Source organism: Nonomuraea glycinis (genome assembly GCF_035920485.1).
Taxonomy (GTDB): Bacteria; Actinomycetota; Actinomycetes; order Streptosporangiales; family Streptosporangiaceae; genus Nonomuraea; species Nonomuraea glycinis.
Window position 1 is genome coordinate 5537078 of sequence record NZ_CP109166.1, and the last position, 26095, is coordinate 5563172.

Genomic DNA, 26095 nt, shown 5'->3' on the forward strand with positions numbered 1-26095 from the left:
CTCTGTGATCGAAGTATCCATATGTGTAGTTTTTTCACTTCAGCTATACGAGGAGTGGCACATGTCGTCAGAGCGGCTCGGGCCGGCCATGCTGAGTTGGGAAGCGGGAGATCTCGACGGGGCCGCCGCGCTGTTCCGGGAGATCGCGGCCACCGGGGACCCCGAGGCGTCACACCTGCTGGCCTGTCTGCTGCAGGACATGGGCGACCTGGACGGGGCCGAGGCCGCGCACCGGTCGGTGATCCAGTCCGACGACCCGGTGTTCGCGCAGCGTTCGGCCATCGCGATGGCGTTGATGCTGGTCAGCGCCTGTGAATGGCCCGCGGCGCACCGGGTGCTGAGCATCGCGGCCGATGGCGCGGACTTCGAGGTGGCGGCGCTGGCCGACACGGCGATGGTGCTGGTCTGCACGGAGCTGGGCGACGCGGCGGGCGCCGAGGCGGCGCTGAGACGGGCGCGCCGCTGTGCCAGCCCCGCCGTCGCGGAGCTGGCCGCCCAGCTGGAGCTGCCGGACTTCGCCTTCCTCACCGCCGCCACGGCGGCCGAACTGTACGAGGTGGCCGAGGACGAGGAGGACTACCGGCGGCTGCTCACCTGCGGCGACCCCGAGGTGGTGTCGCAGTCGGCGTTCCAGCTCTACCGGTTGTACGCCGAGGAGGAGGACTACGAGGCGGCCCGCCAGGTGTGCGAGCACGCGGTCGCCGTGGGGCACCCCGACCACCTGGCCATGGCGTACAAGCTGCTCGGCGCCGTGCTGGTGAACCTGGGCGAGTACGCCGAGGCGGCCGACGCCTACGCCAGGGCGGCCGAGGACCCGCGGCCCGAGCTGCGCCTGCCCGCGCTCCTGGAGCAGGCCAAGGTGCACGCCCAGCTCGGCGACGAGGAGACGACCAGGGCGATCTTCCACCGGGTGATCGCCAGCGGCCAGCGCGAGTACGCCGTCGAGGCGCACGCCTGCCTGGCCCAGCTGCACACCGAGGCGGGCGAGGCGGCCCAGGCCCTGACCGCGTTGCGCGCCGTACTGGAGGCGGGGGAGTCGCCGTGGGCGTCGCCCTGCGTCACCCTCCTGGCGCTGCTGCTGGACCAGCACCCCTCGTCGTACGAGCCCGCGATGGAGCTGGTCAGGGCGGCGGCCGCGCACCCCGACCCCGACACCGCGTACAAGGCGGCGCTGCTGCTCGACCAGGACGCGCGCCGGCAGCCGCTGGCCGACCCCGTGGAGGAGCAGGCGCTTCAGGACGCCGACAGCGGGCTGGCGCGCCTGCGGGCCGGGGAGGTGGCGGAGGCCAGGCGGTTACTGCGCCGGGCCGTCGACTCCGGCGCGCACGCCCAGTCGATCAGGGCCACGGTGGCGCTGGCCGAGCTGGAGATCGGCGAGGGGGACCGGGAGCAGGCCGACGAGCTGCTCTCCTACGTCGCGCAGGGCGACGACGTGGCCCAGGGCTTCACCGCCGCCTTCCTCCTGCACCTGCTGCGCACCTCCGAGGGGCATCCGGTGCTGCGGGCGATCGTCGATCACCAGCGGCTGGGCCGGCAGGAGGGGCTGATCCGCCACCGCGCCGCGATGGACCACGACCCGGCCACGGGCGCCGCCGTCCTCGCCCAGCTGCTGGCGGCGGCCGGGTACGACCTGGCGGAGGCGGCCCGGCTCTTCGAGTCGGCCGCCGACTCCGGCGACCCGCTGGCCCTGTCCTACGCGGCGGTGTCGTACAAGGAACTCCTTCTCGGCCACGGCCGGCGCGACGAGGCGATCGGGCTGCTGCGCCGGGCGCGCGCCGACGGCCACCCGGTGCTCGCGCCATGGGTGGCGTACGAGCTGGCGGAGCTGGTCGGCGGCGGCGACCCCACCGAGGCGCAAGCCACCGACGGCGAGGCGCGGGCCGCCTACGGTGAGGCGCTGAACACTGAGCATGAGGGGCTGCGCAGGGCGGCGGTGGCCGGCCTGGTGCGGGTGCTGGAGCGGCAGGGTGACCTGCTGGCGATCGGGCGGCTGCACGAGCGGCTCGTCGCCGAGGGTGACACCGCGGGCGGCGACTGGCTCTTCGGCCTCACCCGGGTCCGGCTCGACGAGGTCGAGGAGGCGCGGGCGGCGTTCGACCTGCTGCCCGGCGACGATCCCGAGCACGGGACGGCGGGGCAGGCGCGGATCGGGCTGGGGGAGCAGCTCGTCGATCAGGGCGAGCACTCCAGGGCCGAGCTGTGTCTGCTGCCCGCCACGCGCGAGGCGGAGAGCGCCGAGTCGGCCTGGCGCGGGATCGGGGTGGCGCGCAGGCTCCGGGGCGACCTGGATGGGGCGGTGGAGGCGCTGGAAGCCGCGATGCCGGCCGCCGCCGTGGACCTCGCCGAGGTGCTGGAGGAGCGCGGCGACGTGGCGGCGGCGCGGCGGGCGCTGGAGTCCGGGGTGGCGGCGGAGGATCTGGAGAGTTTGCGCCACCTGCTCGTCCATCTGGTACGGCACGAGGCGCACGAAGCCGTCCCCGGCTGGGCCGGGCAGGCCGTCGGCAGCGGCGACCCGGAGACCGTGGCCATGGGGCACTGGTCGTGGGGCGAGGCGTGCCGGGCCGCCGGCGACCTGGACGGCGCGGTGCTGAGGTTCCGCGAGGCGCTCGCGGCCGGTTACGCCGACGCCGTGCCGTCCATCCGCGGCGACCTGGCCCTGGCGCTGCGCGATACGGGGGACGCCGCGGCCGCGGCCGAGCAGGCGAGGCTGGTGATGGCCGAAGACGATCCGGACGCCGCCGCCCGGTCGGCCCTCGACCTGGGCTGCTGGCTGCACGAGGACGGTGACCCGCTGGGGGCGGCGGAGGCGTTCGCGGCGGCGGTGCGGGCGCGGCCGGAGTCGGAGGAGGCGGGGACGGCCGCCGCCAACCTGGTGATCCTCGCCGGGCACGCCTGCGAAGGCGGCGAGCACGCACTCGCCGTGCGGATCCTGTCCCACCTGGGCGCCGACGCCGCCGAACCGGCCCGCCGGCTCGGCGGGCTCTGCACCGACCCGGCCGCCGTGCCCCTCTACTTCGGGCTCGCCGGCGCGGATCCGTACATCGAGCTGGAGGCCGCCGGGCGGCTGGCCGAGCTGGGGGAGACCGGCGAGGCCAGGGCGGTGTACGAGCGGCTGAACGAGCACGAGGACCCCGACGTGCGGTTCGTCGCCGCGGGCAGGCTGCTGGAGCTGCTGGACGAGCAGGGCGAGACGGCGGCGTTCTACAGCGTGGCCGAGCAGCGGGCAGGTGACGACGGCGTGTTCGGCAGCCTGCTCGGCCTGCTGCAGGAGGAGCGGGGCGACACGGAGGCGTCGCTGCGCACCCTGCGCGCGGCGGCCGCGGGCGGCGAGCCGACCGCGCTCACCGTGCTGGCGCAGGCGCTGGCCGGCGACGGCCAGGTGGAGGAGGCCCGGCAGGTGTACGAGCAGGTGCTGGAGGCGGGCGACGCCGACCTGGCGGCCAGGGCGATGGTGGGGCTCGGCAACACCTTCCACGAGGAGGACGGGCTGCGCGCCCGCGTCTGGTACCTCAGGGCGGTGACGGCGGCCGAGGGGCACGTCGCGGCGGTGGCGGCCATGCACCTGGGCGCGCTGGCCAAGGGCGAGCGGGACTTCCCCGAGGCGCTCGGCTGGTACCAGCGGGTCATCGACGCGGGCGATCCGGAGTCGGCCATGGCGGCGGCGCACCTCGGCGAGTTGTGTTACTGGCTGGGCGACCGGGACGGGGCGCTGCGCTTCTACGAGCTGACGCTGAACCTGACGGGCCGGCCGGAGCTCGTCGCCGAGGCCGCCTGCCGGCTGGGGGAGATCCGCTACGAGCACGGCGACCTCCCGGCCGCCCGCCACCTGCTGGAGCAGGCGGTCGCGACCGGCGACGACCTGTACGCCGCCGAGGCGGAGGCCCTCCTGACCAAGCTGTGATGTACATTAAATGACCATATACGCTCATCCAGTCAGAAAATGTGGAGGCGAGCGATGGTCAAGGCCGGCCGACCGCCGCAGGATCCGGCCCGCCAGTTGGCGCGGGCGCACCAGATCCTGGACGCCGCCGCGGAGCTGATCCTTCGCTGGGGCTACGACAAGACCACCGTCGACGACGTGGCCACGCAGGCGGACGTCGCGAAGGGCACGATCTACCTGCACTGGAAGACCCGCGACGCGCTCTTCGCCGCGCTGCTCCGCCGGGAGCGGGTGCTCATGCTGGAGGAGGTCCGCGCCGCGGCTCCTGGGACGCTGCGCGAGGTGCTGCGCGGGCTGGCCGGGGCGCTGCTCCGGCGGCCCTTGATGCGGGCGCTGCTGCTCGGCGACAACGAGGTGCTCGGCAGGCTGGGCAGGCAGAAGCGGGAGAGTGTGACGACCCCCGTGCTGACCAGCGCGTTCGAGACCTACCTTGGCGCGCTGGCCGAGCTGGGCGTGGTCCGCGCGGACCGGACGCCCGCCGAGCAGCTCGTCGTCGTCTCCTCGGTGCTGTACGGATTCCTGGTCACGCAGGGCCTGCTGCCCGAGTCGGCGCGGGTGCCGGACGACCGGCTGCCGGAGCTGATCGCCGACACCGCCGACCGGGCGCTCAGCGCGGACCCACCGGCGAACGGAGTCGCCGCCGACGCGGTGCCGGGTGGTTCGGCGGGCCGTGCCGACGCGGTGGCGGGTGCGACTCGGGTCTATCTGGACACGGTCGAGGACGTCGCCCGGCGCAAACTGGCGCTCAGCCTCGGCGTCGAGGAGAGTGCCACGTGAAGACCGTGCTGCCTCTCGGCGACGCCGCCGCCGACCTCGCCACGGCGGGCGGCAAGGGCGCGTCCCTGGCCAGGCTGAGCAGGGCGGGACTGCCCGTTCCCGGCGGTTTCGTCATCACCACCGACGCCTACCGGGCGTTCGTCGCCGACTTCCGCGACGAGCTGCGCCAAGCCGACGCCGGGGGCAAGGCGGACCTGTTCGCCGCGCGGGACCTCCCCGCCGGCCTCGCCGCCGAGATCCGCTCGGCCTACGAGGCGATGGGCGACGACGTGCCGGTGGCCGTCCGCTCCTCCGCGACGGCCGAGGACCTGCCGGACCTGTCGTTCGCCGGCCAGCAGGACACCTACCTCAACATCCGCGGCCCGGCGCTGCTCGACGCCGTCCGGCGCTGCTGGGCCTCGCTGTGGAACCCGCGCGCCATCGCCTACCGCGACCAGAACGGCGTGCCGCACGACGACGTCGCGCTGGCTGTCGTGGTCCAGGCGCTGGTCGACGCCGACGCGGCGGGCGTCATGTTCACCGCGAACCCCGTCACCGGCGACCGCGGCGAGACCGTGATCAACGCCTCCTGGGGGCTCGGCGAGGCGGTCGTCGGCGGCCAGGTCACGCCCGACACGATCGTGGTGTCCGAAGGCCGGATCACCGAGACGCGTACCGGGGACAAGGCCGTGATGACCGTACGGACCGCCGGCGGCACGCACGAGCGGCCGACGCCAGAGGAGCTGCGCCGCGCGCCCGTGCTCACCGAGCCGCAGGCCCTGGAGCTCGCCGCGCTGGGCGCGCGCGTCGAGGAGCTGTACGGCGTGCCGATGGACGTCGAGTGGGCCAGGAGCGGTGCCACGTTCGCCATCGTCCAAGCCCGTCCGATCACCGCACTCGGGCAGCGGACCGAGGAGTGGAACGACACGCTCAAGGGCGACCACCTGTGGACCGCGGGCAACCTCGGCGAGGCCATCCCCGACGTGATGACGCCCGCCACCTGGTCGTACGTCCAGTTGTTCATCCGCGAGGCGATGTCCGTCTCGGCCATGCCCGGCTTCGACCTGATCGGCAACATCGGCGGCCGCTTCTACATGAACCTGAGCGCCTCCTATTCCGTCGCCGCGGCCCTGGGCATGCGCGGCCGGCTGAGCGCCATGGAGGAGGTGTTCGGCAAGGTGCCGCCCGGCCTGGACGTGCCCCTGCTGACGGCCTCCCGCTGGGAGATCGTCAAGGCCGTCCTTCCGGTGGCCGTACGGGTGCGCCGGCGGGTGCGCGCCAACCTCAGGAGCCTGCGTCCGTTCCTGGCCACCGCCGCGCGCCGGTGCGATGAGCTCCGCGCCGCCATCGCGGACGTCCGGACCGGCCCCGAGCTGGCCGAGCTGTGGGCCCGCGAGATCGAGCCGCACCTGGTCACGGCCTGCCGCATGCTGGAGGCCGCGGGCCGGCAGGGCGGCGCCACGCTCGTCCTCACCCGCCGCAAGCTGCGCCGGCTGGTGGGCGACCTCGACGCCGAGGCCATGCTCACCGGCGTCAACGCGGACGGCGAGCTGGCCAGCCTCGGCCTGCTGACCGGGCTCGGCAGGCTGGCCAGGGGCGAGATCACCCGGGCGGAGTTCGCCCGAGCGTACGGGCATCGCGGACCGCACGAGTTCGAGATCTCCCTGCCGCGCCCCGGTGAGGACCCGGCCTGGACCGACGCGCAGCTCGCCGGGCTGCGCGAGGCCGGCGCCGGCACCGAGGCGCTGCTGGCCCGCCAGGAGCGGGCCCGCGAGGAGGCGTGGACCCGGTTCGCCCGGCGCTACCCGCGCGGGCACGCCACGATGCGGGCCAAGGTGCGGCGCTGGAACGGCGTGGTGCGCGACCGTGAGTCCACCCGGTCGGAGGTGGTGCGCGCCTTCTGGGTCGTGCGCGCGTTCGTGGTCCGCGCCGGGGAGCTCACCGGTCAGGGCGACGCGCTGTTCTTCCTGTCCCGGGAGGAGATCCTCGCCGTGCTCCGCGGCGAGGAGACCTCGCTGGAGCAGGTGCCGGTACGGCGGGCGACCTACGACCGCTACGCCGCGCTGCCGCCGTACCCCGCCCTGATCGTCGGCCGCTTCGACCCGGTCCGCTGGGCCGCCGACCCGGACCGGCGCGGCGACCTCTACGACGCGCGCGGCGGCGGCGCGCCCGTCAGCGACACCGTGACCGGCTTCCCCGGCGCGCCGGGCGTGGTCGAGGGCGTCGCCCGGGTCATCGCCGGGCCCGAGGACGGCGACCGGCTCAAGCCGGGCGAGATCCTGGTGACGACGCTCACGAACGTCGGCTGGACGCCGATGTTCCCGAGGGCGGCGGCCGTGGTGACCGACTTGGGCGCGCCTCTTTCGCACGCCTCCATCGTCGCCCGCGAGCTGGGCATCCCCGCCGTCGTCGGCACCGGCAACGCCACCATGAGACTGCGCGACGGCGACCGCGTCCGGGTGGACGGCGAACGCGGCACGGTCGAACTGCTCACCTGAGGCGGATCGGGCGCGGGCCCGATCCGCCGTCGTGGGTCAGGACGCGGCGGTGGTGACCTGGTCGGTGGCGGGCAGCGCGTTGGCCGCGACCACGTCGCGGTACCAGTACGCGCTGTCCTTCCAGGTGCGCACCTGCGTGTCATGGTCGACGCGCACGATGCCGAAGCGCTTGGCGTAGCCGTGCGCCCACTCGAAGTTGTCCATCAGCGACCACAGGAAGTAGCCCCGGACGTCCGCGCCGCCTTCGATGGCCTCGGTGACGGCCGTCAGGTGCCGGTGCAGGTAGTCCACGCGCTGCTCGTCGTGGATGTGGCCGTCGTCGGAGACGACGTCGGGGAAGGCCGCGCCGTTCTCGGTGATCATCAGGGGCAGGTCGGGGTAGTCGCGGTGCAGCCGCAGCAGCAGCTCCGTCAGGCCGGTCTCGTCGATGTTCCAGCCCATCTCGGTGTACGGGCCGGGCTGGCGGACGAAGTCGATGTCGTCGCAGGCGATCCACGGTGAGGCGGCGCCGTTGGCGTGGCCGTCGGCCTGGTCGCGCTCGCTCGTGCCGTCCCACAGGCGGACCTGGACGGGGTTGTAGTAGTTGACGCCGAGCAGGTCCAGCGGCGCGGCGGCGGTCGCCTCGTCGCCGTCCTGGACGAAGGACCAGTCGGTGACGGAGGCGGTGTCGTCGATGAGGTCGCGCGGGTAGGCGCCGTCGAGCATCGGGCCGAGGAAGGTCCGGTTGGCCAGCGCGTCGGTGCGGCGCACGGCCTCGGCGTCCTTGTCGGACTCGCCCCGGACGTGGTGCAGGTTGAGGGTGACGGAGATCTTCGCGGCCGGGTCGATCACCTCGCGCAGCGCCCTGGCGGCCAGGCCGTGGCCCAGGTTGAGGTGGTGCACGGCGGCGAGCGCGGCCGCGGCGTCGGTGCGGGCCGGGGCGTGCACGCCGGAGGCGTAGCCCAGGTAGGCCGAGCACCACGGCTCGTTCAAAGTGATCCAGGTGTGCACCCGGTCGCCGAGCGCCTCGCCCATGAGCCGGGCGTAGTCGCCGAAGCGCAGCGCGGTCTCACGGTTGGGCCAGCCGCCGGCGTCCTCCAGCTCCTGGGGCAGGTCCCAGTGGTAGAGGGTCGCCACCGGGGCGATGTCGCGGGCGCGCAGCCCGTCGACGAGCCGGTTGTAGAAGTCCAGGCCCGGCTGGTTGATCCGGTCACCGGCGCCCGGCAGCACCCGGGGCCAGGAGATGGAGAAGCGATAGGCGCCCACGCCCAGGCCGGCGAGGATGTCCAGGTCCTCCTCCAGCCGGTGGTAGTGGTCGCAGGCGACGTCACCGGTGTCGCCGTTGGTCACCAGGCCGGGGGTGTGCGAGAAGGTGTCCCAGATCGACGGTCCGCGACCGTCCTCGAAGGCGGCGCCTTCGACCTGGTAGGCGGCGGTGGCGGTGCCCCACAGGAAGTTTTCGGGAAAAGTGGGCATGGGGAGTCACTCCTATGACTTCAGGACGATCTCGATGTGCTCAGTGTCGCCGTTCGCGGCGACTCGTACACCGGCGGGGGTGGTCTCGAGGGTGCCGCCGGTGGCGCCGGCGGCTTCGGCGACGCCCGCCAGCGACAGGTTCCAGCGGGCGGGGACACCGTCGGTCCGGCGGGCGTGGACGCGGTCTCCCACGCGGGAGACCTCGAACACGGCCGCCGCGTCGCCGCTGGTGTCCGGTACGGTCACCGTCCGCCGATCGCCGTCGGCCAGGCGGTACGCCGTCAGGGTGACGCCGTCGGCGTAATCGTAGTCGGGCCGGTCGCAGTGGGCGCCGGTCGCCAGCACCGCGCCCGGCCGCACCAGCAGCGGCAGGCTGTCGAAGCCGTGCCGCTCGGTGTGCCAGCCGGGCCCGGTCACGGTGTCGCCGCCGCCGCCGTCCAGCAGCCGGGTCCAGACGCCGGCCGGGACGTAGTACGACACCTCGCCGCCGGCCGACAGCACGGGCGCCACCAGCAGGTCGGGGCCGAGCATGTACTGGGCGTCGAGGTACTCGCAGCCGCGGTCGCCGGGGAATTCGAGCTGCATCGCCCGCATCACCGGCATGCCCTCCTGGCTGGCCCGTACCGCCGCGCCGTACAGGTAGGGCATCAGGCGGGCCTTGAGCCGGGTGAAGGAGCGCAGCACGTCGACCGACTCCTCGTCGAACAGCCACGGCACCCGGTAGGACTGGCTGCCGTGCAGCCGGCTGTGCGACGACAGCAGGCCGAAGGCGACCCAGCGCTTGAAGACCGCCGGATCGGGCCGCCCCTCGAAGCCGCCGATGTCGTGGCTCCAGAACCCGAAGCCGGCCATGCCGAGGGACAGCCCGCCGCGCAGGCTCTCCGCCATCGCCTCGAAGGTCGACTCGCAGTCGCCGCCCCAGTGCACCGGCAGCCGCTGCCCGCCGACGGTGGCCGAGCGGGCGAACAGCACCGCCTCGCCGGGCCCGCGGCGCTCGGTCAGCACCTCGTGCACGGTCTCGTTGTAGAGCAGGCTGTAGTAGTTGTGCATCCGCTCGGGGTCGGCGCCGTCGGCGTAGACCACGTCGGTGGGCACCCGCTCGCCGAAGTCGGTCTTGAACGAGTCCACGCCCATGTCCAGCAGCCCGCGCAGCTTGCTCGCGTACCACTCACGGGCGGCCGGCGAGGTGAAGTCCACCAGTGCCCGGCCCGCCTGCCAGTGATCGTCCTGCCAGACGGTCCCGTCCGGGCGGCGCAGCAGGTGACCGGCTGCCATGCCCTCCTCGAACAGCGCGGACGCCTGCCCGATGTACGGGTTGATCCACAGGCAGATCTTCAGCCCGCGATCCTTGAGCCGCTTGAGCATGCCCTCGGGGTCGGGGAACACCTCGGGGTCCCACTCGAAGTCGCACCAGCGGAACTGGCGCATCCAGAAGCAGTCGAAGTGGAACACGCTCAGCGGCAGGTCCCGCTCGGCCATGCCGTCCACGAACGAGGTCACGGTCGCCTCGTCGTAGTCGGTGGTGAAGGACGTGGACAGCCACAGCCCGAACGACCAGGCGGGTGGCAGGGCCGGGCGGCCGGTCAGCGCCGTGTAGCGGCGCAGGATCTCGGCCGGCGTCGGGCCGTGGATGATCAGATACTCCAGGTCGTGCCCCTCGGCGCTGAACTGCACCCGCGACACCGTCTCCGAGCCCACCTCGAACGACACCCGGCCCGGGTGGTTGACGAACACGCCGTAGCCGCGGTTGGTCAGGTAGAACGGGACGTTCTTGTACGCCATCTCGCTGCTGGTGCCGCCGTCGTCGTTCCAGATGTCGATCGCCTGGCCGTTGCGCACCAGCGCGCCGAACCGCTCGCCGAGGCCGTACACCAGCTCCCCGGCGCTCAGGTGGAGCTGCTCCATCATGAAGTGCCGGTCGGCGGGGTCGGTCATGACGCCCAGGCACTTCTCGCCGCTGCGCGTCAGCTCCCGCCCGCCGGCGCTGAAGGTCATCTCCCAGGGCGCGTCCCTGCGCACGCTGACCCGCAGCGAGCCGCTGGTCAGCGTGGCCGTCCCGGCGTCCAGGCCGACCTGGACCGCCGGGTGCTCCTCCCGTACCTCGAACGCGGGCGCGGCGGGCACCGACCCGGCGAGGTGCACCGCGCGGACCCGGATCACCTCGGCCATCGGCGAGGAGACGTCCACGCGCAGCACGGGCCCGTCGATGGTGTTGCCACGACGGGTGATCGGCCTGGTCGGCGCCAGGATGCGCAGGGAGTCGGCGGCCGCGGTCACGTCGAAGGCCGCGTTGGCGTACGCGCCCCGCGTGCCGGGGCGCATCCGCCAGTAGCCGTCTTTGAACTTCATGTCATCCGTTCTCTGATGAGGGGAGTGCGGGTCAGCCCTTGACGCTGCCCGCGACCAGGTCCAGCCGCCAGAAGCGCTGCAGGAAGAGGAACAGCGCGATGATCGGGATGATCGACAGCAGCGAGCCGGTGATCACCAGGGTGTAGAGGGCGGGCTGCGAGGCGCCCCGGTTGAGCAGGGAGTAGAGCCCCACGGTGAGCGGGAACAGGCTGTCGTCGGCGAGCATGATGTACGGCAGCAGGAAGTTGTTCCAGATGGCGATGAACTGCAGCAGGAACACGGTGACCAGGCCCGGCGTCATGACGGGCGCGGCCACCGACCACAGCAGCCTGAACTCGCCGGCCCCGTCGATCCGCCCGGCCTCCAGGATGTCGTCCGGCACGGCGGCGCCGGCGTAGATCCGGCACAGGTAGATGCTGTACGGGCTGATGATGCTGGGCAGGATGACCGACCAGTAGGTGCCCACCAGGCCCATCTCCGACAGCATCAGGTACTGCGGGATGGCCAGCGTGATCTGCGGCACCAGCACGCCGGCCAGCAGCGCCCCGAAGATCAGCCGCTGCCCGGTGAAGCGGTACTTGGCCAGCGCGTACCCGGCCGCGGTGGAGACCACGACGGTCAGGAAGGCGCCGCCGCCCGCGTAGATGAGGCTGTTGAGCATCCACAGCCAGAACCGGCCGTCGCCGTAGTCGTTGAGCGCGCTGAGGTTACCGGTGAAGCCGCCGTTGAAGCTCGGCCACCCGGAGAAGGTGGTGAACAGCTCCTCGGAGCTCTTCGTGGCCGCGAACACCACCCAGAGCAGCGGCAGGACGGCATAGAGCCCGCCCAGCGCCAGCACGATCGTGGGCACGATCTTCATGCGGGTGCCGCGGTCTCGCGGGACGCTCATCGCTCGCTCCTGTTGGTCCGGATCCGGAAGACGCCGATCGCGCCGAGCGACAGCAGCACGGTCGCGGCCGCCAGCAGGACCGAGGTGGCGGCGCCGAGGTAGACGTCGTTCTCCACGAACGCCTGCTGGTAGACCCGCATCAGGGGCACCCAGTCCTGCGTGATGGCGTTGGTCATCGGCCGCAGCGTGGCCGGCTCGCTGAACACCTGCAGCATGCCGATCAGGGTGAAGACCGAGGTCATGACGAGGGCCGGGCGCAGCAGCGGGATCTTGATCCGGAGCGCGATCTGCCACTCGGCGCATCCGTCCAGCCGCGCGGCCTCGTACAACTCCTTGGGGATGGCCCGCAGGGTGGTGTAGAGCACCACCATGTTGAAGCCGATCGAACCCCAGACCGCGATGTTGGCGATCGAGAAGAAGATCGACGTGTCACCGAAGAAGTCGGCCGCCGGCAGCCCGACCGCCTCCAGGGCGGCGCTGATCGGGCTGACCGCGGGCAGGTAGATGAACCCCCACAGCAGGCTCGCGATGACCCCCGGGACCGCGTACGGCAGGAAGATGGTGATCCGCGAGTAGCGCTTGCCGCCGACCCGCGGCGCGTCCAGCAGCAGGGCGAACAGCAGCGCCAGGCCCATGGTGGCGGGCACCATGATCAGGCCGTAGACCAGCATGTTCCCCAGCGCCTCCACCAGCGCCGAGTCCCGGAACGCGTCGAGGTAGTTCTCCAGGCCGATGAACACCTCGGTACGGATGCCGAACCCGGCGCCGCGCACCCGCATGGCGTGCAGGCTGAGCCAGATCGCGTACCCGATCGGCACCAGGATGAAGACGACGAAGAGCGCCACGGCGGGCGCCGTCATGAGGTAGGGCGCCGACGCCGTACCGCGCCGCCCGGGGGCGGCCTTGTTGACAGTCATGGTCATATCCGTTCTGCGAGCTGGAACGCTCCAAGGGGGCGTCTCAGCCGCCGGAGACCTCGTAACCCTGCTTCTTGAGGTCGGCCAGGCTCATCTCCTGGACCTTGGTGGCCACGGCCGCGAAGTCGGCCTTCTCCTTCACCGCGGTCGGCATCAGGTCCTCCAGGGCGCCGTAGGTGACGTTGGTGTTCGGGCCCCAGCTGCTGAAGCCGCGGGCGGTCTGCGCGATCGCCGCGGCGGACTCGTAGTAGTCGGTCTGACTCTTCATGTAGTCGGGCGCCGCGCCGAGCCCGCCGGAGGTCTGGCCGGCTGTGGCCGAGGGGTAGAGGCCGATCTCGACGAGCACCTTCAGCGCCTCGGGGTCGGTGTTCATCCACTTGGCGAACTTGGCGGCCTGGGCCTGCTGCTTGGAGGAGGCGGCGACGGCGGTGGAGGAGCCGCCCCAGAAGCCGGTGAACCGCTCGTCCGCGCTCCACTGCGGCAGCGGGGCCATCTTCCACTTGCCCTTGCTGGACGGGGCGACGCCCGCCAGCACGCCGGCTCCCCAGACGGCGCTCGGCCAGGCGATGATGGTGCCGTCGTTCATCTGGCTGTTCCACTGCGGCGTGTACATCGGGTCGCCGAGCAGCGTGCCGGAGTTGACCAGCTCGCCCCAGAAACTGAGCATCTTCTTGGTCGCCGGGTCGTCGATGGAGACCTTCCAGGCGCCGCCCTCGTTCGTCCACCAGTTGGCCCCGGCCTGCTGGGCGAAGCCCGACAGCCAGCCCGCGTCGCCGGGGGAGAACGTGGTCAGGTAGCGCTTGTCGTCCTTCTTCCGCACGGTCTCGGCCAGCGCGCCGAACTCCTCCCAGGTGGCGGGCACCTTCAGGCCCATGTCCTCGAAGATGTCGGCGCGGTAGAAGAGCATCATCGGGCCGACGTCCTGCGGCACGCCGTAGGTGGCGCCGCCGAAGGAGGTCAGGTTCCAGGTGCCGTCCGGGAAGGCGGACTTCACGTCGCCGATCACGGGGGTCAGGTCCTGCAGGGCGTTGTTGGTGATGAGGGTCGGCAGCGACTGATACTCCACCTGGAGGATGTCGGGCGCGTTGCCCGCCTTGACCGCGGTGAGGAACTTGGCGATCAGCTCGTCGCTGGCGGCCTGGCCGCTGAGGGTGACCTTCTGCGTGGGGTTCTTGGAGTTCCACAGGTCGACGACCCGCTGGATGTTCTCCGCCCAGGCCCAGAAGGTGAGCGTCGCGGCGGCGTTCTCGTCGCCCCCGATGGGGGAGGCGGCGGGGGCGGCGTCGTCCGCGCCACCGGAGCCGCAGGCGGACAGGAACAGCATCGCCGCGGAGGAGGCCAGGAAGGTTCTTCTGCTGTGCATGGGGATCTTTCTCCTAGGGGGTGTCGAGCGGGCGCAGGACGGCGACCGCCCTGGGGGCCAGGGTGATGCGGCCCTCCGCCGTGGTTCCGGTGAGCAGGTCTTCGGCGCGGTGCGGGATCGGCACGTCGGCGGCGTCGTCGCCGTGGTTGAGCAGGAACAGCGCGGGGCCGCGGCGGACCGCCTCCACGCCGGGCGGCACGTCGGGCAGGACGCCGGTGACGCCGGCGTCGGCCAGCGCCCTGGCGGTCAGCTCGGCGAGCGCGTCCTGCTCCGGCAGCGTCGCGACGTACCACGCGACGCCCCGGCCGCTGCGGTGCCGCAGCACCGCCGGGTGACCGGCCGGCTCGCCCTCGGTGAAGGCGGCCACCGGCTCGGCGCCGTCCGAGCGCACCAGCTCGGTCCAGGTGCGCGCGGCGAACGCGGCGCCGTCCGACCAGCGGCAGGGCACCGGCCGATCCTCCGGCACGGGCCGCCACTCCTCGCCCGAGGCGCCCAGCACCTCGCGCAGCGGGGCGGGGAACCGGCCCGTGCGGACGTGCGCGCGAGGGTCCACGACGCCGGAGTAGGGGCCGACCACGAGCACGCCGCCGGCGCGCACGTACGCGGTCAGTGACGCGGCGTCGGCGTCGCTGATCAGGTAGAGGTTCGGCACCACGACCAGCGCGTACGCCGACAGCTCGGCCGAGGGCGGCACCACGTCCACGGCCACCCCGCGCTCCCACAGCGGCCGGTAGTAGCTGAGCAGCTGGTCGGTGGGGTCGAGCCGGTCGCTCGGTTGCCCGCGCTCGTCCAGCGCCCACCAGCTCGCCCAGTCGTGCACCAGCGCCACCCGGGCGGGGACGGTCGTGCCCGCGATCGGGGCCAGGCGGCGCAGCTCGGCGCCGTGCGCGCGCACATCGGCGTGCAGCCGGGTGTCGGGCCCGGCGTGCGGCAGCATCGCGGCGTGGAAGCGCTCCGCGCCGAACCGGGAGGCCCGCCACTGGAAGTAGCACAGCCCGTCCGCGCCGCGAGCCACCGCCTGCAGCGACTCCAGGCGCATCTGCCCGGACGGCTTGGGCAGGTTGTGCGGGCGCCAGTTGACCGCCGCGGTGGCCTGCTCCATCAGCATCCACGGCCGCCCGCCGCCGAGGCCGCGCATCAGGTCGTGGACGAGCGCCGTACGGGCCGGCGCCAGCGGGTCGGCCGGGTCAGGGTAGTGGTCGTTGGAGACCAGGTCCTCCTCCGGCGCCCACGACCAGTAGTCGATCGGCTTGAACAGGCCCATGAAGTTCGTCGTGACGGGCGTGTCCGGGGTGCGGGCGCGCAGCAGGTCACGCTCGGCGCGGTAGTGCGCGAGCAGCGCGTCCGAGCTGAACCGCCGGAAGTCCAGCAGCTGCGTGGGGTTGATCAGGTACGGCGCGCGGCGCGGCGTGATGACCTCGGCCCAGTCGCTGTAGCGCTGACTCCAGAAGGTCGTGCCCCACGCCTCGTTGAGCCCGTCCAGGTCGCCGTAGCGGTCCTGGAGCCAGGCCCGGAAGGCCGCCGCCGAGTCGTCGCAGTGGCAGATCTGGCCGTACTCGTTGCCGACGTGCCACAGCGCCAGCGCCGGATGACCGGCGTAGCGGTCGGCCAGGTCGGCCACCAGGGCCAGGGCCCGCTCCCGGTAGACCGGCGAGCTCGGGCAGAACTGGTTGCGGGCGCCGTACCAGAGCCGGTGTCCCGATTCGTCGACCGGCAGCGTCTCCGGCCAGCGGTGGCCCAGCCACGGCGGCGGTGAGGCGGTCGGGGTGGCCAGGTCGACCGCGATCCCGGCGTCGCCGAGCAGGCCGAGCACCCGGTCCAGCCAGCCGAAGTCCCTGGCGCCCGGCTCCGGCTCCAGCCGCGCCCAGCTGAACACGCCGACGGTGACCAGGTTGACCCCGGCCGCCCGCATCAGCTCGACGTCCTCGGTCCAGACGCTCTCCGGCCACTGCTCGGGGTTGTAGTCACCGCCGAAGAGCAGGCCACGGCCGGCCGTGAGGGTGTGCATGCCCAGACGCGGCGTCATCGCCGTCCCCCTGTCCCGTCGGCCGGCGGGGGTGCGGAGCTGTCGCCTGGCACCAGGCGGCAGGCCACCAGGCGCTGCCGGGGTGGCCCGTCGCCGTCGCCGGTCAGCCGGTCGATGAGCATGCCGGCGCCGAGCCGGCCCAGCTCGGCACTGGGCGGCTCCAGCGTGGTCAGCCGCGGGTGGAACATCTCGGCGACCCGGGCCGAGGACAGCACCAGCATCAGGGTCAGGTCCCGGGGGATCTGCCAGCCGTGCTCGGCCACCGCGGCGATCACCCCGACCGCCGCGTGGTCGTTCATCACGGCCAGCGCGGTCACTTCGGGGTGCTCGGCGACGAGCCGTTCGAACGCCTGCCGCCCCTGCTCGGCCGAGTCGGCGCGGAAGTCGCCGACGTAGCCCAGGCCGGCCTCGCGGGCGGCGGCCTCGAACTCCACGCCGGCGCGGATGGCCGGGCCGTACTGCGCGGAGTAGCCGTCGGTGGAGTGGTTGAAGAAGGCGAACGCGCGATGGCCGAGCCCGGCCAGGTGCGCGACCGCGTCCCCGGCCATCCGGGCGAAGTCGATGTCGGCGTAGTCGATCGAGCCCGGTTCGCGGGTCCTGCCTATCATGCTGAACGGGAAACCGGCCTCCGCCAGCCACCGCGTCCGCTCGTCGTCGAGCCGCACCTCCATCAGCAGCACGCCGTCGACCAGGCCCAGCCCGGTCAGGTGGCGCAGCTCTTCGATCGGGTCGGCGTTCTCCGGCGACAGCAGTAGGTGATAGCCCCGCTCACTGGCGGCCTCGGCCGCACCGGTGGCGAACTGCATCTCGGTCAGGCCGAATCCACTGCGCGGCGCGGGGAACAGCAGCGCCAGGATCCGGGTGCGCTTGCTCACCAGCCCGCGCGCCAGCACGTTGGGGCGGTAGCCGAGCTCGGCCGCGGCCTGCTCGATCCGCTCCTTGGTCGCCGCCGCCACCGGGCGGGTGCCGTTCAGCGCCGCGGAGACCGTGCTGACCGCGACCTGTGCGCGCTCGGCCACATCCCGCAATGAGGACATCCGGTTCTGGCCCCCTTCGGCCCATGAGAAGCTTGTCGAAACGTTTCGCAAAGCTAAGGGCCGATTTATGCAGATGTCAATGGGGGGTTATGGGATGTCCTAAACGACCTCGCTACGGCTCGACCAGGCCCGCCCGGATGGCGTAGCGGGTCAGCTCCAGGCGGTCCCGCATGCCGAGCTTGCTCAGCACGTTGGCCCGGTGCCGCTCGACGGTCTTGATGCTGATGACCAGCAGGTCGGCGATCTCTTTGGACGAGTGCCCCTCGGCGATGAGCTTGACGATCTCCTCCTCGCGCGGCGTCAGGATGCTGGCCGGCAGCCCTTCGCCCTGATCGTCGCGCTGCAGGTAGTCGCGGATCAGCGCGGTGACGGCCCCCGGGTAGAGAAACGGCTCGCCGCGCATCGCCGCCCGGCACGCCTCCAGCAGGTCCCGGTCGGCGACCGACTTGAGCACGTAGCCGCTGGCTCCCGCCTTCAGCGACTCGAACAGGTACTGCTCGTTGTCGTACATCGACAGCATGAGCAGGCGGACCTCCGGCGCGCGGCGGGAGATCTCGCGGGCGGCCTGGATGCCGGTCATGCGCGGCATGGCGATGTCCAGAATGGCCAGGTCCACGCCCTGGTCGGCCAGCTCGACGGCTTCGGCGCCGTTGCCCGCCTCGGCCACCACCGTCAGGTCCGGCTCGGCGTCCAGGATCAGCCGGAGCCCGCGGCGCACCAGGGCGTGGTCGTCGGCGAGCAGGATGCGGGTAGGTTCCAACCTGATCATTTCCCTTCGGCCCGGACCGGAACGGCCAGGCGCACCGCGGTCCCGCCCTCAGGCGGGTGTTCGATGGACAGGCGGGCGCCGATGAGCAGGGCGCGTTCGCGCATGCCCCGGATGCCGGCGCCTTCGTGGATCGGACCGCCCCGCCCGTCGTCGACGATGGACAGCAGCACGCCGCCCGGCTGCCCGCACAGGGTCAGCTCCGCGCGGGAGGCGTGGGCGTGGCGGCCGATGTTGGTCAGGCCCTCCTGCGCGATGCGATAGAGCACCAGCTCGGCCTCGCTGCCCAGCGGCGGCAGCCCGGGGTCCAGGCGGCGGACCACCTGCACGCCGCTCATCGAGGCGACCTCGGCGGCCAGCGCGTTCAGCGCGCTGATCAGGCCCAGATCCTCCAGCACGCCCGGCCGCAGCCGCCGGGCGACCTGCCGGACCTCGTCCAGGCTGGAGCGGACCGTCTCCTGGATGGTGCGCAGCTCCTCGCGCAGCTCGCCCGGCGCCCGGTCGGCGGCCCGCTTCAGGCCGAGCAGCACCACCGTGAGGCTCTGGCCGATCTCGTCGTGCAGCTCGCGGGCGATGCGCTGCCGCTCACCCTCCTGCGCGGCCAGGGCGTGCGCGCTGGCCGTGGTCCGTTCGGCCTCCAGGCGGTCGAGCATCGCGTTGAACGCGCCGATCACGTCGGTGAGGTCGCCGTTGCCCTTGTCGGTCAGCCGGTCGCTGGGCCGCAGCACGTCCACCCGCCGCATGAGCGCGGTGAGCGCCTCCAGCGGGGCCAGGCTCCTGCGCAGCAGCAGCGTGTTGGCGCCCAGCATCAGCGCCAGCCCGATCGACAGCACCGGGACCTCGGTGAGCAGCACCGGCGAGGACACCGTCGCGGGTGAGAGCGCCAGCACGAGCGTCCCGATGGTGAACACCAGGCCGTTGATCACGATGACGCGCCTGAACAGGGCCTGCACCGGTGTTCGCTGCCGCTCGTCGGTCATGCCTCCACCCTGCCCCCGCACAGGGGCCGGCGTCCATCCGGGCCGGCCACCATCCGCGCGGCGTCCGTGCGCGCTCATCGGGCGCGACCTACATAGTCCGCGCGGGGAGAGATGGGTGTCAGACCCGATGGTGGTCAAGTGTCCTGATTGTCGAGGATTGAGGGGCCTGACGTTTCACAAATAAAGGACTTTGACATGAGCACACTCTTGATACCACCGCGGCATGTCACATGCGCCACTCGTGCCCAGATCCGGACGGGGCCACCAGGGCGCGACCGATGAGCGGTGTCCTCGCCCTGACCGTCTTCGTGGTGGCTTTCTTCTTCATCGCCACCGAGAAGGTGAACAAGGTCAAGGTGGTGCTCGTCGCCGCCGGAGTGATGGCGGTGTTCGGGCTGATCCCCGGCGCGGAGGTGTTCTTCTCCGAGCACGAGGGGATCGACTGGAACGTCATCTTCCTGCTGTTCGGCATGATGGTCATCGTCGGGATCATCAAACAGACGGGCGTCTTCGACTATCTGGCCATCTGGGCCGCCAAGAAATCGCAGGGCCGGCCGTACCGGCTGATGGTGATGCTGATGGCCATCACCGGCATCGCCTCGCCCTTCCTGGACAACGTCACCACCATCATGCTGGTCGCGCCCGTCACCATCATGGTCTGCGCCAGGCTGGCGATTCCCGCCGCGCCCTATCTCATCGCCGAGGTCCTCGCCTCCAACATCGGCGGCGCGGCCACCCTCATCGGCGACCCGCCCAACATCATCATCGGCAGCCGCGCAGGGCTGACGTTCAACGACTTCCTCGTGCACATGGCGCCGATCGTCGTGGTGGTGTTCGTGGCCTTCGTGCTGATGACGCGGGTGATGTTCCGCCGCTCGTTCCACTACAACCCGGACCGGGTGGCCGAGGTGATGGCCCTGCAGGAGCGGCGCGCCATCACCGACCCGAAGCTGCTGATCCGCTGCCTGGTCGTGCTCGCCCTGGTCGTCGTCGGGTTCGGGCTGCACGCCATCGTGCACGTGGAGCCGTCGATCGTGGCGCTGCTCGGCGCGGGCGTGATGCTGCTGGTGGCCCGCGCGGACGTCAGCGAGACGCTGCGCGAGGTCGAGTGGCCGACGCTGGTGTTCTTCATGGGCCTGTTCGTGATGGTGGCGGGGCTGGTGCACACCGGCGTCATCGCCACCATCGGCACCTGGGCGGTCGGCGCCGTGGGCGACAACTTCTTCGGCGCGGCCACCGCACTGCTGTTCGGCTCCGCCGTGCTCGGCGCCTTCTTCGACAACATCCCGTACGTCGCCACCATGGCACCCATCGTCGAAGGGCTGGTCGCGCAGGCGCCGGACGCCGGCACCGGGCAGGCGCTGTGGTGGGCCTTCGCCCTCGGCGCCGACTTCGGCGGCAACGGCACCGCCGTCGCGGCCAGCGCCAACGTGGTGGCCATCGGGATCGCCGCCAGGTCGGGACACCCCATCTCGTTCTGGCAGTTCACCAAGTACGGGATCCTCGTCACGGTCGTCAGCTCCGTCATGGCCTGGGTCTACGTATGGCTGCGTTACTTTGCGTGAGCGCGGGGAGGGGTGGTGACGATGACGTTGCCGCAGCTGTACGTGATCCTGCTCGCGGGAGGGCTGGTGCTACTGGCCAGCATCGCCGCCGCACGTACCGCCAGCAGGCTGGGTCTGCCCAGCCTGCTGCTGTTCCTCGCTGTCGGCATGCTGATCGGCGAGGACGTGCTGGGCCTCGACTTCGACGACGCCCAGCTCGCCCAGACGCTCGGCACCTGCGCGCTGGCCCTCATCCTGATCGAGGGCGGGCTCAGCACCCGCTGGAGTGACCTGCGCAGACTGCTGGCCCCCTCGGCGCTGCTGGCCACCGCCGGGGTGGCGGTCAGCGTCCTGGTCACCGCCGCCGGCGCGCACCTGCTGCTCGGCATGGACTGGCAGCTCGCCCTGCTCCTCGGGGCGATCGTGTCCTCCACCGACGCGGCCGCGGTCTTCGCGGTCCTGCGCTCGTTGCCGTTGCCCCGGAAACTGGCCGGGATGGTGGAGGCCGAGTCCGGGTTCAACGACGCGCCCACCGTCATCCTGGTGCTGGTCTTCAGCAGTGTCGGCGGTGTTCCCGACCTGCCCACGATCGGTGGGCAGGTGATCTACCAGGTCGTCGTCGGCGCGGCCGTCGGCCTGCTGGTGGGATGGGCGGGGGTGGCCGCGCTGCGCTACGTCGCGCTGCCCGCCAGCGGTCTGTACCCGCTGGCCACGCTCGGCCTGGGCGTCATCGCGTTCGCCGCGGCCGGGGCGGCGAACGCCTCCGGATTCATGGCCGCCTACCTGTCCGGGATCATCCTCGGCAACGCGGTGCTGCCGCACCGCGCGGCCACCAGGTCCTTCGCCGAGGGCGCCGGCTGGCTGGCGCAGATCGGCCTGTTCGTCATGCTCGGCCTGCTCGTCGACCCCAGCGAGCTGCCCGGCGCGCTGCTGCCCGCGCTGCTCATCGGCGCGGTCCTGCTGCTCCTGGCCCGGCCCGCCTCGGTGCTCGCCTGTCTGGTCCCGTTCCGCGTCCCCTGGCGGCACCAGGCGTTCATCTCCTGGGCCGGGCTGCGCGGCGCGGTGCCGATCGTATTGGCGACCTTCCCGATCGTGGCGGGCGTGCCGGGCAGCGACCACCTGCTGAACATCGTGTTCGTCCTGGTCGTCGTCTTCACCCTGATCCAGGGACCGCTCCTGCCGCCGATCTCCCGCGCGCTCGGCGTCATCCAGCCCGACCAGGCCCGGGAGGTGGACATCGAGTCCGCGCCGCTGGACGTGCTGGACGCCGAGCTGCTCACCCTGACCATCCCGGCCGGCTCCCGCCTGCACGGGGTGGAGGTGGCCGAGCTGCGGCTGCCCGCGCCCGCCGTGATCAGCCTGGTCATCCGCGACCGGGCCACGTTCGTGCCCACCCTGGAGACCGGGCTGCGGGAGGGGGACACTCTGCTGATCGTGGCCACCGGCGCCACCCGCGAGGCGGCCGAGCGCCGCCTGCGGGCGGTGGGCCGCCGGGGCCGCCTGGCCCGCTGGTACGGCGAGCAGGGCGGCCCCGACCCCGCCCCCGAACGCCTATCCGGCCGTGCCGAGCTCGCCGACCTGCCGGCCACGGCCCAGCAGCAGGGTGCCCAGCCAGAGCAGCGCCATCCCGACCGCCACCAGCACCGAGCTCCGCCCGTCGGTGAGCGTCGCCCCCGCCAGCAGCACTACGCCGGACACCGCGACGGCGGCGCTCACTGGGGTGACCCGGCGCAGCACGGCTAGGGTGACGGCCAGCACCGGCAGCGCGAGGAAGAACAACTGCGCGCCGGCCCCGTAGACCAGCGGGTCCACCCCCGGGTAGGCCCGCACCTGGTCGAACAGCGCCCGCATGGCCGCGGCGTCGGCCGAGGTGAACCCAGCGACCAGGTCGATCACCAGCTGGGCGACGTTGGCCGCCACGCTGACCAGCGCCACCCCGGACGCGATCTCCACCAGCGTCCGCCGCCCCCCGGTCACCGGGGCGGCCATCCGCCGCAGCGCCAGCGTCATGACCGCGAAGAACAGGAAGCCGGTCAGCCAGACCGCGTGCGCGGCCGTCCACCACGGGCCGGGCGCCGCGGCACCGCCGAGGGGAAGCATGAGGAGCCACCCGCCCAGGAACGCGGCCGGCCCAGCAGTGAAAGAGACGCGCGCCAGGCGGCTTTCAGGATTCATACCGCCACCCTGCCCGTCCGCCCGGCCAGGTCGTATCGGTGATCGCCCTGAGCTTTCCCCGATCCACCCGCAGGAGGCGTCAGAGCTCGGCGCCGGTGGGCCTGGGCAACCGCCCCAGGCCGGCGGAGAGCTCGCGCGCCGTCTCGGCGATCACCCGGCCCATCGCGTGCGCGTGGGTCACGTCCGCCAGGCGGGTGATCGAGACACTGATCGCCCCCGCGATCAGCCCCCGGTGGTCCCAGACCGGCGCCGACACCGCCGCCGGGCTGTCGTCCAGCTCGACGTCGCTGACCACGTACCCGAAGGAGCGCGCGTGGCCGAGATCGGTCATCCACCGCTCCTCGTCGCTGACGGCGGAGTCCAGCCCGGCGGGCAGGGGCGCCCGCAGCAGCTCGCGCACCTGCTCCGGCGCCCAGTCCGCGAGCAGCGACCGGCCCGCCGCCGCCATGGTCACCGGCACCGAGATGCCCTCCCAGATGCGGTGGTAGGCGCGCGAGGAGGGGATCGACACCAGGGTGAGCACCTGGTCGCCGCGGAGCACGCACAGGTGGGCGTCCTCGTTGAAGGTGGCGGCCAGCCGGCGCAGGAACGGCGCGGACACCTGGACGAGCCTGGCCTGCTGGGTCCGGGATGCCAGCGCGAACAGCCGCCAGCCCAGGTGGTAGCGCCGGGTCAGCGGATCGCGCTCCACCATGCCCTCGGCCTCCAGCGCGCGCAGCGCCCTGGACACCTGGCTCTTCTCCCTGCCCAGTCGCTGGGCGATCCAGCTCACGCCGAACCCGTCGGTGTCGAGGCCATCGCCGTGACCTGCGAGGACTTCGAGGATTTCCAGGTCCCGGCGGAGGCCGGCGGAGGACACCGCAAGCTTCTCGTCCATTCACATCCGTTCATAACAAGTGCGTTGCGCTAGTTGCAACAGATTTTGCAATGACCGCAACAAGTCATACGTTTACAAGCCCATGCAAGCGTAAGCGAAGGCGGTAACTGTATGACTTTCGGCGAGTACGTGGTCTCCCGTTGGGACACCCTCTCGCTGGCCGCCGTCGAACACGCCCTTGTGGTCGCCCTCGCGATCGCCATCGCCACGGCCGTCGGCGTGGGGATCGGACTCCTCACCTACGAGCGGCCCAAGGCGCGGGGCGCCTCCCTGACAGTGTCGGCCGGCATCCTCACCATCCCCTCCCTGGCTCTGCTCACCCTGCTCATCCCGATCACCGGGCTCGGCTGGGGGTCCACCCTGCTAGCGCTCACCGTGTACGCGTTCCTGCCGATCATCAGGAACACCGTCACCGGGCTGAGCGGCGTGGACGCCGCCACCGTGGAGGCCGGGCGCGGGATGGGCATGGGCGCCCTCCGCCTGCTGCTGCGGCTGAGACTGCCGCTGGCCTGGCCACTGATCCTGGCGGGCGTGCGCATCTCCGCGCAGATGCTGATCGGCATCGCGGCCATCGCCGCCTACGTCGACGGGCCCGGCCTCGGCGGCCAGATCTTCGAGGGGCTCTCCCGGCTCGGCTCCGTCAACTCGCTCAACGCCACGCTCGCGGGCACGCTCGGCATCGTGATCATCGCGGTGCTGTTCGACGCGTTCTTCTCCGCCGTCCGCCATCTGACCACGCCAAGGGGGCTTCGTGTTCGACCGTGATCCAGAAGGCGTCCGCATCGAGTTGCGGGCACTGACCAAGCACTACCCGGGGCAGCCCGCCCCAGCGGTCGACAACGTCAACCTCGTCATCCCCGCCGGCGAGCTCGTCGTCTTCGTCGGCCCGTCGGGCTGCGGCAAGACCACCACGATGAAGATGATCAACCGCCTCGTGGAGCCCACGTCGGGCGAGATCCGCATCGGCGGCCAGGACGTCCTCAGCCTGCACCCCGACGAGCTGCGCAGGCACATCGGCTACGCCATCCAGCAGGTCGGCCTGTTCCCGCACCAGACCGTGGGGCAGAACATCGCGCTCGTCCCCAAGCTGCTCGGCTGGCCGGCCGACCGGATCGCCGCGCGGGTGGAAGAGCTGCTCGCGCTGGTGCACCTGGACCCGGCGACGTTCCGGGACCGCTACCCACGCCAGCTCTCCGGCGGCCAGCAGCAGCGGGTGGGCGTCGCCAGAGCGCTCGCCGCCGACCCGCCGGTGATGCTGATGGACGAGCCGTTCGGCGCCACCGACCCCATCACCCGCGAGCACCTGCAGAACGAGTTCGTCAAGCTGCAGAAACAGCTGCGCAAGACGATCATCTTCGTCACGCACGACTTCGAGGAGGCCATCAAGCTCGGCGACCGCATCGCCGTGCTGAAGGACCGCTCGCACATCGCGCAGTACGACACGCCCGCGAACATCCTGGCCAATCCGGCCGACGACTACGTGGCCGGCTTCATCGGCCAGGACGCCACCCTCAAGCGGCTCGCGCTGCTCCGGGTGGCGGACGTACCCCAGGAGGAGACGCGGCCCGGCCGCGAGCTGCCGCGGATCGCGGCGGACGCCACCCTGCGTGAGGCGCTGGACCTGATGGTCGCGCACGGCACCGACCGGTGCGGCACGCCGTCCGGCGTGCTCACCTACGCCACGCTCTGCGCCGCCGTGGGATCCTCAGCCGTCGCGCGGGAGGAAGTGGTCGCCGGTGACCGCTGAAACCCTCACTGTCGGCAAGCCGCGCAACCCCGTCCGCGCCTCGGGCCTGCGTCACCTGATCACCCCGGCGGCCATCCTGATCGCGCTGACCGCCCTGTACGCCTGGGTCGGCACACTGGAGCTCGACTCCATCGAACAGCGCAGCCTCAACGCGGCGGTGATCCTCGCCAAGACCGTCGAGCACCTCCGGATGACGGTCCTCGCGACCGCCCTCGTGGTGATCATCGCGATCCCGCTCGGCATCGTCGCCTCGCGCGCCAAGAACCGGCTCGTCACCCCGCTCATCCTCACCGCGGGCAACCTGGGCCAGGCCGTGCCCTGCATCGGGCTGCTCGTGCTGGCCACGTTCGTGCTGGGCGTGGGCTTCCAGACCGCCCTGGTGGGCCTGGTCGCCTACGCGGTGCTGCCGGTGCTGCGCAACACCATGGTCGGGCTGCAGCAGATCGACCCCGCGCTCATCGAGGCCGCCCGCGGCATGGGCATGACCAAGGGGCAGATCCTGCGCCGGGTCGAGCTCAAGCTCGCCGTGCCCGCCATCCTCGCCGGGCTGCGCACCGCCCTGGTGCTGACCGTCGGCGTCGCCACGCTCGGCGCCTTCGTGGCCGCCGGCGGACTGGGCGAGCTGATCATCAATGGGCTCAAGCTGAACCGTCTGCCCGTGACCATCGTCGGCGGCGTGCTGACCGCGTGCATCGCCTTCTTCATCGACTGGCTGGGCGGGCTCGCCGAGAACCTGCTCAAGCCCCGCGGCATGTGACCTGTCCTTCCCGCAATCC

General features: G+C 72.2%; 18 protein-coding genes. 8 read left to right on the plus strand and 10 right to left on the minus strand.

Annotated features, from left to right (window positions below):
• The first annotated feature begins 61 nt into the window (after positions 1 to 61).
• From OHA68_RS26085 to OHA68_RS26095, 3 genes are read left to right on the plus strand one after another with little or no spacing between them, the layout of a single operon-like run.
• Positions 62 to 3901, plus strand: a complete 3840-nt coding sequence (locus OHA68_RS26085; protein ID WP_327102578.1) for a hypothetical protein — start codon at positions 62 to 64, stop codon at positions 3899 to 3901.
• Between the two features lie 39 nt (positions 3902 to 3940).
• Positions 3941 to 4717: a TetR/AcrR family transcriptional regulator gene (locus OHA68_RS26090; RefSeq protein ID WP_327102579.1), complete on the plus strand. Its 777-nt coding sequence runs from the start codon at positions 3941 to 3943 to the stop codon at positions 4715 to 4717.
• Positions 4714 to 7194: a PEP/pyruvate-binding domain-containing protein gene (locus tag OHA68_RS26095; RefSeq protein WP_327102580.1), complete on the plus strand. Its 2481-nt coding sequence runs from the start codon at positions 4714 to 4716 to the stop codon at positions 7192 to 7194. Before OHA68_RS26090 ends, OHA68_RS26095 begins: the two co-directional genes overlap by 4 nt.
• 36 nt (positions 7195 to 7230) lie before the next feature.
• Here the strand turns inward: OHA68_RS26095 and OHA68_RS26100 are convergent, their stop codons facing one another.
• The 9 genes from OHA68_RS26100 to OHA68_RS26140 all read right to left on the minus strand — a co-directional run bounded on the left by OHA68_RS26100 (position 7231) and on the right by OHA68_RS26140 (position 18976).
• Positions 7231 to 8649 carry a GH1 family beta-glucosidase gene (locus tag OHA68_RS26100; RefSeq protein WP_327102581.1) on the minus strand — a complete coding sequence of 473 codons (1419 nt, stop codon included), beginning with the start codon at positions 8647 to 8649 and terminating at the stop codon, positions 7231 to 7233.
• Between the two features lie 12 nt (positions 8650 to 8661).
• Positions 8662 to 10998, minus strand: coding sequence for an alpha-xylosidase (yicI, locus tag OHA68_RS26105; RefSeq protein WP_327102582.1), 2337 nt, complete (start codon positions 10996 to 10998; stop codon positions 8662 to 8664).
• A 31-nt stretch (positions 10999 to 11029) separates the two neighbouring features.
• Positions 11030 to 11887, minus strand: coding sequence for a carbohydrate ABC transporter permease (locus tag OHA68_RS26110; protein ID WP_225277077.1), 858 nt, complete (start codon positions 11885 to 11887; stop codon positions 11030 to 11032).
• Complete coding sequence (locus tag OHA68_RS26115) at positions 11884 to 12804, minus strand: carbohydrate ABC transporter permease (RefSeq protein ID WP_327102583.1); 921 nt, start codon at positions 12802 to 12804, stop codon at positions 11884 to 11886. Before OHA68_RS26115 ends, OHA68_RS26110 begins: the two co-directional genes overlap by 4 nt.
• 43 nt (positions 12805 to 12847) lie before the next feature.
• Positions 12848 to 14167, minus strand: coding sequence for an ABC transporter substrate-binding protein (locus tag OHA68_RS26120; RefSeq protein ID WP_327102584.1), 1320 nt, complete (start codon positions 14165 to 14167; stop codon positions 12848 to 12850).
• Between the two features lie 13 nt (positions 14168 to 14180).
• Complete coding sequence (locus OHA68_RS26125) at positions 14181 to 16193, minus strand: beta-galactosidase (protein WP_327102585.1); 2013 nt, start codon at positions 16191 to 16193, stop codon at positions 14181 to 14183.
• Entirely contained in the window at positions 16190 to 17230 is a 1041-nt protein-coding gene (locus OHA68_RS26130) for a LacI family DNA-binding transcriptional regulator (protein ID WP_327102586.1), read from the minus strand. Before OHA68_RS26130 ends, OHA68_RS26125 begins: the two co-directional genes overlap by 4 nt.
• Before the next feature lie 112 nt (positions 17231 to 17342).
• Complete coding sequence (locus tag OHA68_RS26135) at positions 17343 to 17999, minus strand: response regulator (protein ID WP_189139496.1); 657 nt, start codon at positions 17997 to 17999, stop codon at positions 17343 to 17345.
• Entirely contained in the window at positions 17996 to 18976 is a 981-nt protein-coding gene (locus OHA68_RS26140) for a HAMP domain-containing sensor histidine kinase (protein ID WP_327102587.1), read from the minus strand. The genes OHA68_RS26135 and OHA68_RS26140 overlap by 4 nt, the downstream gene beginning before the upstream one ends.
• Positions 18977 to 19254: 278 nt before the next feature.
• On the opposite strand from OHA68_RS26140, the gene OHA68_RS26145 reads away from it, so the two are divergent.
• Both OHA68_RS26145 and OHA68_RS26150 read left to right on the plus strand, forming a co-directional pair.
• A complete protein-coding gene (locus tag OHA68_RS26145) occupies positions 19255 to 20541 on the plus strand; it encodes an ArsB/NhaD family transporter (RefSeq protein ID WP_327102588.1) in 1287 nt (428 codons plus the stop codon).
• Positions 20542 to 20562: 21 nt separating this feature from the next.
• On the plus strand, positions 20563 to 22263 hold the full coding sequence (locus OHA68_RS26150; RefSeq protein ID WP_327102589.1) for a potassium/proton antiporter: 1701 nt from the start codon (positions 20563 to 20565) through the stop codon (positions 22261 to 22263).
• A gap of 511 nt (positions 22264 to 22774) precedes the next feature.
• Here OHA68_RS26150 and OHA68_RS26155 read toward each other — a convergent pair.
• A complete protein-coding gene (locus OHA68_RS26155) occupies positions 22775 to 23572 on the minus strand; it encodes an IclR family transcriptional regulator (protein WP_327102590.1) in 798 nt (265 codons plus the stop codon).
• A 111-nt stretch (positions 23573 to 23683) separates the two neighbouring features.
• On the opposite strand from OHA68_RS26155, the gene OHA68_RS26160 reads away from it, so the two are divergent.
• The 3 genes from OHA68_RS26160 to OHA68_RS26170 are packed head-to-tail and all read left to right on the plus strand — an operon-like array spanning position 23684 to position 26076.
• Positions 23684 to 24337, plus strand: coding sequence for an ABC transporter permease (locus tag OHA68_RS26160; protein ID WP_327102591.1), 654 nt, complete (start codon positions 23684 to 23686; stop codon positions 24335 to 24337).
• Positions 24324 to 25319 (plus strand): ABC transporter ATP-binding protein, encoded by a 996-nt coding sequence (locus OHA68_RS26165; RefSeq protein WP_327102592.1) that lies wholly within the window; start codon positions 24324 to 24326, stop codon positions 25317 to 25319. The genes OHA68_RS26160 and OHA68_RS26165 overlap by 14 nt, the downstream gene beginning before the upstream one ends.
• Positions 25309 to 26076 (plus strand): ABC transporter permease, encoded by a 768-nt coding sequence (locus OHA68_RS26170; protein WP_327102593.1) that lies wholly within the window; start codon positions 25309 to 25311, stop codon positions 26074 to 26076. The genes OHA68_RS26165 and OHA68_RS26170 overlap by 11 nt, the downstream gene beginning before the upstream one ends.
• Positions 26077 to 26095 lie beyond the last annotated feature (19 nt).

Excerpts from the sequence above, each read along its gene's own strand:
- yicI (WP_327102582.1), bottom strand. The coding sequence starts at position 10,998 with ATGAAGTTCAAAGACGGCTACTGGCGGATGCGCCCCGGCACGCGGGGC.
- OHA68_RS26160 (WP_327102591.1), top strand. The coding sequence starts at position 23,684 with ATGACTTTCGGCGAGTACGTGGTCTCCCGTTGGGACACCCTCTCGCTG.
- OHA68_RS26120 (WP_327102584.1), bottom strand. The coding sequence starts at position 14,167 with ATGCACAGCAGAAGAACCTTCCTGGCCTCCTCCGCGGCGATGCTGTTC.
- OHA68_RS26110 (WP_225277077.1), bottom strand. The coding sequence starts at position 11,887 with ATGAGCGTCCCGCGAGACCGCGGCACCCGCATGAAGATCGTGCCCACG.
- OHA68_RS26140 (WP_327102587.1), bottom strand. The coding sequence starts at position 18,976 with ATGACCGACGAGCGGCAGCGAACACCGGTGCAGGCCCTGTTCAGGCGC.
- OHA68_RS26090 (WP_327102579.1), top strand. The coding sequence starts at position 3,941 with ATGTGGAGGCGAGCGATGGTCAAGGCCGGCCGACCGCCGCAGGATCCG.
- OHA68_RS26115 (WP_327102583.1), bottom strand. The coding sequence starts at position 12,804 with ATGACTGTCAACAAGGCCGCCCCCGGGCGGCGCGGTACGGCGTCGGCG.
- OHA68_RS26135 (WP_189139496.1), bottom strand. The coding sequence starts at position 17,999 with ATGATCAGGTTGGAACCTACCCGCATCCTGCTCGCCGACGACCACGCC.
- OHA68_RS26125 (WP_327102585.1), bottom strand. The coding sequence starts at position 16,193 with ATGACGCCGCGTCTGGGCATGCACACCCTCACGGCCGGCCGTGGCCTG.
- OHA68_RS26085 (WP_327102578.1), top strand. The coding sequence starts at position 62 with ATGTCGTCAGAGCGGCTCGGGCCGGCCATGCTGAGTTGGGAAGCGGGA.
- OHA68_RS26130 (WP_327102586.1), bottom strand. The coding sequence starts at position 17,230 with ATGTCCTCATTGCGGGATGTGGCCGAGCGCGCACAGGTCGCGGTCAGC.
- OHA68_RS26100 (WP_327102581.1), bottom strand. The coding sequence starts at position 8,649 with ATGCCCACTTTTCCCGAAAACTTCCTGTGGGGCACCGCCACCGCCGCC.
- OHA68_RS26155 (WP_327102590.1), bottom strand. The coding sequence starts at position 23,572 with ATGGACGAGAAGCTTGCGGTGTCCTCCGCCGGCCTCCGCCGGGACCTG.
- OHA68_RS26145 (WP_327102588.1), top strand. The coding sequence starts at position 19,255 with ATGAGCGGTGTCCTCGCCCTGACCGTCTTCGTGGTGGCTTTCTTCTTC.
- OHA68_RS26150 (WP_327102589.1), top strand. The coding sequence starts at position 20,563 with ATGACGTTGCCGCAGCTGTACGTGATCCTGCTCGCGGGAGGGCTGGTG.